Origin of the sequence: Cellulomonas rhizosphaerae, from assembly GCF_003470205.1 — a bacterium.
In the GTDB taxonomy this organism is placed as follows: Bacteria; Actinomycetota; Actinomycetes; order Actinomycetales; family Cellulomonadaceae; genus Cellulomonas; species Cellulomonas rhizosphaerae.
Window position 1 is genome coordinate 1 of the sequence record NZ_QWKP01000103.1, and the last position, 9238, is coordinate 9238.

Annotated in this window: 9 protein-coding genes, 1 tRNA gene and 1 pseudogene; 6 read left to right on the forward strand and 5 right to left on the reverse strand. The window is 73.3% G+C overall.

Features of this window, described 5'->3' with window-relative positions:
- The 3 genes from D1825_RS02260 to D1825_RS02270 all read left to right on the forward strand — a co-directional run.
- A partial coding sequence (locus tag D1825_RS02260; RefSeq protein ID WP_199721466.1) for an NAD(P)/FAD-dependent oxidoreductase occupies window positions 1-462 on the forward strand: 462 nt, incomplete at its 5' end.
- 58 nt (window positions 463-520) lie between these two features.
- Window positions 521-1174, forward strand: coding sequence for a Type 1 glutamine amidotransferase-like domain-containing protein (locus D1825_RS02265; protein WP_118765868.1), 654 nt, complete (start codon window positions 521-523; stop codon window positions 1172-1174).
- A 42-nt stretch (window positions 1175-1216) separates the two neighbouring features.
- The gene (locus D1825_RS02270) at window positions 1217-2044 is read left to right on the forward strand and encodes a VanW family protein (protein WP_118765869.1); all 828 of its coding nucleotides are present in this window, start codon (window positions 1217-1219) and stop codon (window positions 2042-2044) included.
- A 65-nt stretch (window positions 2045-2109) separates the two neighbouring features.
- Here D1825_RS02270 and D1825_RS02275 read toward each other — a convergent pair.
- The 3 genes from D1825_RS02275 to D1825_RS02285 all read right to left on the reverse strand — a co-directional run bounded on the left by D1825_RS02275 (window position 2110) and on the right by D1825_RS02285 (window position 3527).
- A tRNA-Ser gene (locus tag D1825_RS02275) sits at window positions 2110-2194 on the reverse strand.
- Window positions 2195-2251: 57 nt separating this feature from the next.
- On the reverse strand, window positions 2252-2776 hold the full coding sequence (locus D1825_RS02280) for a DUF2510 domain-containing protein (protein ID WP_118765870.1): 525 nt from the start codon (window positions 2774-2776) through the stop codon (window positions 2252-2254).
- A 73-nt stretch (window positions 2777-2849) separates the two neighbouring features.
- Window positions 2850-3527 (reverse strand): N-acetyltransferase, encoded by a 678-nt coding sequence (locus tag D1825_RS02285; protein WP_118765871.1) that lies wholly within the window; start codon window positions 3525-3527, stop codon window positions 2850-2852.
- A 60-nt stretch (window positions 3528-3587) separates the two neighbouring features.
- On the opposite strand from D1825_RS02285, the gene D1825_RS02290 reads away from it, so the two are divergent.
- Window positions 3588-4289: an AAA family ATPase gene (locus tag D1825_RS02290; RefSeq protein ID WP_118765872.1), complete on the forward strand. Its 702-nt coding sequence runs from the start codon at window positions 3588-3590 to the stop codon at window positions 4287-4289.
- Between the two features lie 441 nt (window positions 4290-4730).
- Here D1825_RS02290 and D1825_RS02295 read toward each other — a convergent pair whose 3' ends face one another.
- Window positions 4731-6845, reverse strand: coding sequence for a DEAD/DEAH box helicase (locus D1825_RS02295; protein WP_118765873.1), 2115 nt, complete (start codon window positions 6843-6845; stop codon window positions 4731-4733).
- A 119-nt stretch (window positions 6846-6964) separates the two neighbouring features.
- On the opposite strand from D1825_RS02295, the gene D1825_RS02300 reads away from it, so the two are divergent.
- Window positions 6965-8182: an MFS transporter gene (locus D1825_RS02300; RefSeq protein ID WP_118765874.1), complete on the forward strand. Its 1218-nt coding sequence runs from the start codon at window positions 6965-6967 to the stop codon at window positions 8180-8182.
- 44 nt (window positions 8183-8226) lie between these two features.
- Window positions 8227-8799 carry a TetR/AcrR family transcriptional regulator gene (locus D1825_RS18750; protein ID WP_118765875.1) on the forward strand — a complete coding sequence of 191 codons (573 nt, stop codon included), beginning with the start codon at window positions 8227-8229 and terminating at the stop codon, window positions 8797-8799.
- An 89-nt stretch (window positions 8800-8888) separates the two neighbouring features.
- On the opposite strand, the pseudogene D1825_RS02310 reads toward D1825_RS18750, so the two are convergent.
- A pseudogene (locus tag D1825_RS02310) lies at window positions 8889-9238 on the reverse strand (Si-specific NAD(P)(+) transhydrogenase); the annotation flags it as partial.

A 9238-nucleotide genomic window follows, 5' to 3' on the forward strand; every position in this document is an offset into this window, starting at 1 on the left:
GCACCCATCCGCTCCGGCCTGGCCGCCGGGCGGTGCGTGGTCGAGGTCGACCTGCGGCCGGCGCTGACCGTCGACCAGCTCGCCGACCGGCTGGCGCGACGCCGGCCGAAGGACTCGGCCGCCAACTGGCTGCGCCGCGCACTCGGGCTCGACCCGGTGGCGATCGGGCTGCTGCGTGAGGCGGGCCCTCTCCCGGCCGACCCGGTCGCCATGGCCGCGCTGGTCAAGGCGGTACCGGTCGTCGTGGCCGAGGCGATGCCGATCGAGCGGGCCATCTCGAGCGCCGGCGGGATCGCGTGGTCGGAGGTCGACGACTCGCTGATGCTGCGCGCGATGCCGGGGACGTTCGTCGCGGGGGAGATGCTCGACTGGGAGGCGCCCACGGGCGGGTACCTGCTGCAGGCGTCGTTCAGCACCGGTGTCGTCGCGGCGCGTGGCGCGCTGGGCTGGCTCGCGCGGTGAGCCGTGTGGGTGGGCCGGTGCACGATTCCCTTCTGGCCAGGTTCGACGAGGAGGCACCGTGAAGCTCTTGCTCACGTCCGGTGGCGTCACGAACGCGAGCATCCGCACCGCGCTCGAGCGGCTGCTCGGCAAGCCGATCCCGGAGTCGCGCGCGCTCGTCGTCCCGACCGCGCAGTGGGGTCACCCGATGTGCGGACCCGGGTCGGTGCGCAGGCTCGTGGCCGGCTCCGAGCACTTCACGGGCCTGGGCTGGGCGTCGCTCGGCGTCCTCGAGCTCACCGCCCTGCCGACGATCGGTGCCGAGCGCTGGGTGCCGTGGGTGCGCGAGGCCGACGTGCTCCTCGTCGACGGCGGCGACGCGACGTACCTGAACCACTGGGTGCGCGAGTCGGGCCTGGCCGACCTGCTGCCCTCACTGCCCGACACGGTCTGGGTCGGTGTGAGCGCCGGGAGCATGGTGATGACGCCCCGGATCGGCGACTCGTTCGTCGAGTGGGCCGCCGCGCCGGACGACCGCACGCTGGGCGTCGTCGACTTCGCGATCTTCCCGCACCTCGACGCGTTCCCGGAGAACAGCTCGGCGGACGCGGAACGGTGGGCCGCCGAGATCGGCGTCCCGTCGTACGCGATCGACGAGCAGACGGCCATCTCGGTGGTCGACGGCGTGGTCGAGGTGATCTCCGAGGGGGAGTGGACCGCGTTCGGTGCGTGAGCCTCCTTGCCAGTCCGGGGCCGGGACGGCACGATCGCGTCCATGTCGAGCCCACCGGTCGTGACCAGCCTGCGCGAGCGCGCACGTGGATCGATCGGACCATCAGTCCGGCGGTTGCGCCGGGAGTGGCAGTGGCGGCGGGCCGGCGTCCCGGCGCGGCTGGACCGTGCGGCATCGGACGGCTTCGACCACGAGGTTGCGGCCCACAGGTCGCCGATCTTTCGCGAGCTGGCCGGTGTGGACCGTCGGCTGCAGGAGAACAAGGCGGTGAACCTGGCGATCGCCGCCGCGCGGCTGGATGGCATCGTGCTGGCTCCCGGGCAGCGCATGTCGTTCTGGCGGCTGGTCGGCAGGCCGAGCTACCGACGGGGGTTCAAGGACGGCCTGGTCCTGCGGCAGGGCCAGGTCGACGAGGCCGTCGGTGGCGGGATGTGCCAGATGACCAACCTGCTCTACTGGATGACCGCGCACTCGCCCCTGACCGTGGTGGAGCGCTGGCGGCACACCTACGACGTCTTCCCGGACAACGGCCGCACGCAGCCGTTCGGCAGTGGCGCGACGTGCTCCTGGCCGGTGCTCGACCTGCAGATCGAGAACCGCACGGCGGCGACGTTCCGGCTGTCGCTGACGGTCGAGGAGGCGGACCTGGTCGGAGCGTGGACCAGCGACCTCCCGCCGGTGAACACCTACGAGGTGTACGAGGCCGCCCACCTCATGACCAACGACCTGCCCGGCGTCTTCACCCGGCGCAACGTGCTGCGGCGGCGCGTGCTCGATCTTGCCGGGAACGAGGTGGACGACGAGCTCCTCGCCGTCAACGAGGGCCGGCTGATGTACCAGCCGTTCCTGGAGGCCGGCGGCTCCCGGTAGGTGCTCCGCGACGTTCACCAAGACGGAGGGCCCGCGAGCAGAAGCTCGCGGGCCCTTCGTGTGCGCGGAGGATGGGGGATTCGAACCCCCGAGGGCTTTCACCCAACACGCTTTCCAAGCGTGCGCCATAGGCCACTAGGCGAATCCTCCCGGCCGACAGAGGATACCGGACTCGCGCCGTGACTCCGAACCGGCGTCCGTCCGGCGTCAGATGTCCCAGTCGAGCGAGAACAGATGGTCGCCGTCAGCGTTCGTGTACAGGTCGACGACCAGCGGGGTCGTCGACCCGTCGGCCCACATGCCTCGGCCCGAGCACTTCATGACGAACGCCTCCCCGGGGCCGGACGGGATGTGCAACGTGGGTCGGCCGTCGGTGATGAGGATCATCGAGTGGGTGGACTGGAGCGGGATCTCGTCGGGGGCAACGGAGTCCTGGGTGTACAGGACGGCCTCGGCGGCCACGTCGTCGCAAGTCATCGACTTGAACGACCGCAGCGCCGCCTTGTCCTGCTGGTTGAGCACCACGGGGATGGCCACGGCCGCGATCATCCCCAGCAGCAGCACTCCCCCCACGACCGAGCCGATGACGATCGCGACGATCGCCCCCGTGTTCCGCGGCTTGCGGGGCGGGGTGCGGGGCGCGCGGTGCTGGGTCCAGGCGTACCCGTCGTACCAGCGGACCATCGCGGGGTGCTCGGGGTCGGGGTACCACCCCGGTGCAGCGGCGTTCACGGTTGGACCTCGGTGTTCGTGCGGACGGCGGTTGCTCTGGACATCGGCATCGCGCGTCCGTCGCTGAAGGGGGTCAGGGCCTCACGACGAGCGTTGCGGTGCCGGTCAGTGGCGCGAGCATGGTGAGCACCTGGTCGTCGTCGGGGACGCGGCCCTCGCTGCGCGTGTAGTACCCCAGGAGGAAGTCGCGGACCGGCGCCGCGGGCAGGTGCCACGCATCGTCGGGTGCCACCACCGACCCCCGCACCGCGAGCGCGAGCAGCAGCATCCCTGGCACGCGCGCGAGGCCGGGGGCGAGCGCTGGCTGGACGTACGCGAGCGGCAGGCGCCGCGCGCCGCGGCGCAGGTAGAAGCGCTCGCGGGCGGCGGGGTCGCCGTGCTCGGGCGAGCCCGTGTGCAGGGCCGGGTCCTCGATCTCCGCGAGCACGACGAGCGGGTCGAGGTCGGCCTGCCACGCGGTCAGAGCCGCGGCCAGGAGCGTCCCGCCCACGCCGCCACCGCGACCGCCCGACCCGACGGCCAGGTAGGACAGGAGCAGCACGGACGTCGTCGGGTCCCACGCGCCGACGGCCAGTGCGACAGGTTCGTCGGCCGACGAGGCCGCCATCGCGACCAGCGCCCCGGACGCGAGCCCCTCGGCCATGTCGTCGGGCGACTCGAGCTCGTCGGGCGGGAACGACGGCGCGAGGATCGCGGCGTGCAGCGCACGCAGCTCGGACGGTTCGCGGACCTCGGTGACCTGCACGGACATGGACCCGACTATGCCGCGCCGCGATGGACACGACCAGCACCGACCCGGTAGACCGTCGGCATGGACCTCCCCCTGCGCGAGATCGAGGCGACCGGAGCCCCAGACACGCCCGTGTGGTGGGCGCAGATCCCGGCGGTCCGGCAGGTGCTGTCCGAGGGGTGGCGCCTGGCGCCGATCACGGTGCTGGTCGGGGACAACGGTGCGGGCAAGTCGACCCTCGTCGAGGCGGTCGCGCTCGCATACGGGATGGGGCCCGAGGGTGGCTCGATCGGCTCGGGCTACTCGACGCGCGCGACGGAGTCGGCCCTGCAGCTCACGGTTCGCCGCGACATCGGAGCGGCGCGATTCGGCTTCTTCCTCCGTGCCGAGACGATGCACGCGTTCTACTCGTTTCTCGAGGACAACCCGGGCCAGCGCTCCGAGCCGCAGTTCCACCGGATGTCGCACGGCGAGTCGTTTCTCAGTCTCATCGGCGACCGCATGCACAAGCCGGGGCTCTACCTCCTCGACGAGCCCGAGTCCGCGCTCTCGTTCGACGGCTGTCTCGCGCTCGTCGCACACATCAAGAACCTGGAGGCCAACGACTCCCAGGTTCTGCTCTCCACGCACTCCCCGCTGCTCGCCGCGATCCCGGGCGCCGAGATCTGGGAGGTCGGTGAGTGGGGGATGCGGCGATGCGAGTGGGAGGACCTCGACCTCGTCCGTCGCTGGCGCGGCTTCCTCGACGACCCGGGCCGCTTCCTGCGCTACTTCCTCGACTGAGCCTCCCGCGCCACCCGCGCCGTCCGCCACGCTTGCCGCACGCCACCTCCACGCCGCGGCGTGCGGATGGGTGTGCGACACGCCGCATCCGGCGCGGCGCGGCGCACACCCACGGGTTCACCGGGGAGCGAGCGAGCTCCCGGGATGGCTGCAGCCAACGCTGCAGGATTCGCGCCGCCGATCATCACGAGCGATGCAACGTTCCATGCAGCGACGCGGCCCCGCAGCGGGCGCAACCCGGCCAACTGGACCGACGGCGCCGGCCGGGCCAGACGCGACGTGCGCCCGCACGTGGGTGACTCTGCGCCGGCCCGACCGGACGCGACGTGCACCCGCTCGTGGGTGACTTCCACCAGGCGAGCGGTGGTTTGTGCACGGTTCACGGCGCGGAAGCGTGCGCGAGGCACCGCTCGGCGAAGGGCTGGGCTCGCGGCCACGGGGTCACACCCGGCGGTGGACCACCAGGGGCAGGACGGAGGTGGCGCCCGCTCGGCGTAGCGCCGCCGCGGCGATGGTCACCGGCCACAGCGTCGCGGTCGCGTCGACGACGAGCAGCACCGCTCGGCCGCGCACCGCGTCGGGCTCGGGCACCGAGAGGGCGTCCCGCCAGGCGGTCGCCTCGCTCGCGCTGGTCAGGTCGCGCGACGACCGAGCCGCCCGCACCGCCGAGTCGTCGACCGCCAGCGACGCGGTCGACATCCGCCCGATCTCCGCGATCCGCGCGACGAGCCCGTCGGTCAGCACCGGGAAGCCGGCCGCGGGCAGCCCGACGACGACGGCGGGCCGCTCGTCCCACTCCCGACCCCACGGGCGCAGCAGCCCGACGAGCCCGTCGACCAGCTCGTCCGGCGGTGCGGCGTCGACCGAGAACACCGTCGCCACCAGCTCGCGCCACTCGGGCGCGTCGGCGTGGATCAGCGCGCGTCCGGGCGCCGCAAGCTCGCCCGGCGCGATCCGGCCGCTCGCGCCGAACGCCCCGCCCGGCCACATCTTGCGCGGCTCGACGGGGTGCGACTGAGTACGCAGCAGCCCGGCGACCGCGCGCGTCGTCTCGACCGACGGCTGCTCGGGCAGGCCGTCCGGCAGCGTCCCCGTGCACACCGAGCACCGGCCGCACGGCTGCGCGCTCGGGTCGTCGAGCGACTCCTGCAGCAGCTGCATGAGGCAGCGCCGGCCGCTCGCGTAGTCGCGCATGATGTCGGCCTCGCGGCGGCGCACCGCCAGGACGCCCGCGTAGTGCGCCTCGTCGTACTCCCACGCCTTGCCGGTGCGCGCCCACCCGCCCTCGCTCCGCTCGACGACCCCGTCGACCGCGAGCTGCTTGAGCATGAGCTCGACGCGCGTGCGGCGCAGGCCGGACTCGGCCTCGAGGGCGGGGACGCTGGTCGGCGACGTCGGCAGCACGTCCAGCAGGCGCGCCATCGCGCGCGGCTCGGGGATCGAGGCCGTCGCGAAGTAGTCCCAGACGCCCGCGTCGGCCGACGAGGTCAGCAGCACGACGACCGCGTGGTCGATCCCGCGGCCCGCACGGCCGACCTGCTGGTAGTAGGACACCGGCGACGGTGGCGCGCCGACGTGCACGCAGAAGCCCAGGTCGGGCTTGTCGTAGCCCATCCCCAGCGCGGACGTGGCGATGAGGGCCTTGAGCTCGTTGCGACGCAGCGCCTCCTCGAGCCGCTCGCGCTCGGCGCCGGTGAGCTGCCCCGTGTACGCAGCGACGGGCAGCGCGTCGCCGTGCTGCGAGCGCACCGCTTCGGCCAGCCGGAGCGCGTCCGCGACGGTCAGCGTGTAGACGATCCCCGAGCCCGGCAGGTGCGGCAGCTGCTCGGCGACCCACGCGTAGCGCTGCAGCGGCGTGAGCGAGTCGATGACCGCGAGCTGCAGGCTGCTGCGCGCGAGCGGCCCGCGCAGGACCAGGGTGTGCTCCCCGAGCTGCGCGGCGACGTCCTCGGTCACGCGTGCGTTGGCCGTGGCGGTGGTGGCCAGCACCGGGGTCTCGGGGTTGAGCGCCTGGACCGTGTCCGCCACTCGGCGGTAGTCGGGGCGGAAGTCGTGCCCCCAGTCCGAGACGGCGTGCGCCTCGTCGATCACGAGCATCCCGAGGTTGCCTGTCAGCGCGTCGAGCACGCGGCGGCCGAAGCCGGGGTTGGCGAGCCGCTCGGGGGAGACCAGCACCACGTCGACCGTGCCGGCCCGCAGTGCGTCCTCGATCTGGGCCCAGTCGCCCACGTTCGAGGAGTTGAGCGTCGCGGCCCGCAGCCCGGCCTTCGCGGCGGCGTTCACCTGGTCCCGCATGAGCGAGAGCAGCGGCGAGACGACGAGCGTCGGCCCCGCGCCCTCCGACCGGCGGATCGCCGTGGCGGTCCAGTAGACGGCGGACTTGCCCCACCCCGTCGCCTGCACCACGAGCACGCGGGCGCCCGGGGCGAGCAGGCCGGTGACCGCAGCGAGCTGGTCCTCGCGCAGCTGCGCGCCCGGGCCGGCCAGCGCCTCGATCACCGTCGTCGCGGTCGCCTGCTGTGCGGGGCTGAGGGCAGGGAGTGCGGCGGTCGTCATGGCGACACCGTAGGCACGTCCGCCCACACCGCGAGCCGCACCGTCCACAGGGGTTGACGGGTTGAACAGATCTGTCTAGTGTCTCGATAGACAGAACGGTCTACCCAACTGGAGTCACCATGGTCCGCCGCAGCTCCGCCACCCTGGCGCTCCTCGTCTCGATCGTCATCACGTTCCTCGCCTCGTCGGCCGCGCCCACGCCGCTGTACGCGACGTACGGCGCCGAGTGGGGCTTCGGCTCGCTCGGGACGACGGTCGCGTTCGGGGTCTACGCCATCGCGGTGCTCGTCGCGCTGCTGGTCCTGGGCCGGCTCTCCGACCACCTCGGCCGACGACCGGTCCTGCTCGCCGGGATCGCCGGCCAGGTCGTCTCGCTCCTCGTCCTCACCACGGCCACGGGTTACCCGGCGCTGCTGACCGGGCGCGTCCTGCAGGGGATCGCGACCGGCGCCGCGGTCGGTGCCGTGGGCGCCGCGATGCTCGACGTCGACCGCGTGCGGGGGGCCGTCGCGAACGGCACCGCGCCCGGCGCCGGCACCGCGATCGGCGCGCTCCTCTCGGGCGTCGTCGTGCAGTTCCTTCCCGCGCCCGTGCACACCATCTACTACCTGGTCATCGCGCTGCTGCTGGTCCAGGCGGTCGGCGTGCTGCGGATGCCGGAGACCTCGCCGCGCCTGCCGGGCGCCGCCCAGCGGGCCCGGGCGAGCCTGGTCCCCGAGATCCGGCTGCCGCGCGCGGTGCGGCCGCGGATGCTCGTCGCCGCTCCCGTCGTGTTCGCGGTCTGGGCGCTCGCGGGCCTGTACGGCTCGCTGGCCCCGACCCTCGTCCACCAGCTCGGTGGGCAGGGCGTGCTGCTCGGCGCCCTCGCGCTCAGCACGCTCGCCGGCGTCGCCGCCGCGGCCGGGCTGGTGCTGCGCGAGCAGTCGCCGCGCGCGCTGATGCTCATCGGGATCGGCTCGCTCACCGTCGGCGTCACCGGGACCCTGGCTGCGGTCGAGGCCGGGTGGCTGCTCGGCTTCTTCCTCGGCTCGTTCGTCGCGGGGATCGGGTTCGGCACCGGGTTCCAGGGCGCGGTGCGCACCGTCGTCGGCGCCGCCGCCCCGCACGAGCGCGCCGGCGTGCTCTCGGCCGTGTACGTCGTCGCGTACCTGGGGATGGGCGTGCCCGCGGTGGTTGCCGGGTCGCTCGTCGGGCGCGTGGGCGACGTGACCACGGTCGTGCGGGACTACGGCATCGTGCTCGTGGTCCTCGCGCTCGGTGCGCTCGTCGGGCTGCTGCGGCGCGAGGCTCCCGCCGCCGCGACCTGCCCCCGCGTGGAGGCGGCGGTGCAGGCATGAGCGCGTCTACGCTGGACAGATCTGTCCAGGACGAGGGGCGTGCGATGACGACGACCGACCGGGCGCCCGCCCGCGAGCGGCTGCTGGCTGCGGCGAACGAGCTGTTCTACGCCGAGGGCGTGCACGCGGTCGGCATCGACCGCGTGATCGAGCGCGCAGGTGTCGCCAAGGCCTCGCTCTACAACACGTTCGGCAGCAAGGACGCCCTCGTCGGCGAGTACCTGCGGGGCCGCCAGGACGCGAACCGCGCCCGGATCACGGCCGCGGTGGAGGCCGCCGACGAGCCGCGCGCGCGGCTGCTCGCGGTCTTCGACGCCCAGACCGCGCTGTTCGCGCGCCCCGGCTACCGCGGCTGCGCGTTCGTCGCCGCGAGCGCCGAGTCCGAGCCCGGCGGGACGGTCGAGCAGGTGTCCGACGAGTACCGCGCCTGGCTGCGCGGGCTGCTCACCGACCTCGCACGCGAGGCCGGCGCACCGGACCCCGAGGCGCTGGCCCGGCAGCTCTACGTCCTCTACGACGGCGCGGGGATCTCGGTCCGGATGGACCGCGACCCGTCGGTCGCCACCGTCGTGCGCGACACCGCGGCGCTGATCGTCGACGCAGCGCTGCGCGGCTGACCGTCATCTCGTCGATTCGTCATCGCCTCGCCGATCGTTTCCGGCGAAACGATGCCGATTCGGCGACCTGACGAGGCGGGCGCGGCGGCTCAGGAGCTGAACCGCGCCACCTGGCGGATCTTGTTCGTCGCGTCGAGCGCCGCGACCTTGTACGCCTCGGACAGCGTCGGGTAGTTCAGGACCGTGTCGACGAGGTAGTCGACCGTGCCCCCGCACGCCATGATCGCCTGCCCGATGTGCACGAGGTCGGTCGCCGAGGTCCCGAAGATGTGCACGCCCAGCAGCTCGCGCGTCTCCGTGTGCACCAGCAGCTTGAGCATCCCGTAGGAGTCGCCGACGATCTGCCCGCGCGCGAGCTCGCGGTAGCGCGCGACGCCCACCTCGTACGGGACGGAGTCCTTGGTCAGCTCCTCCTCGGTCCGGCCGCAGTAGGAGATCT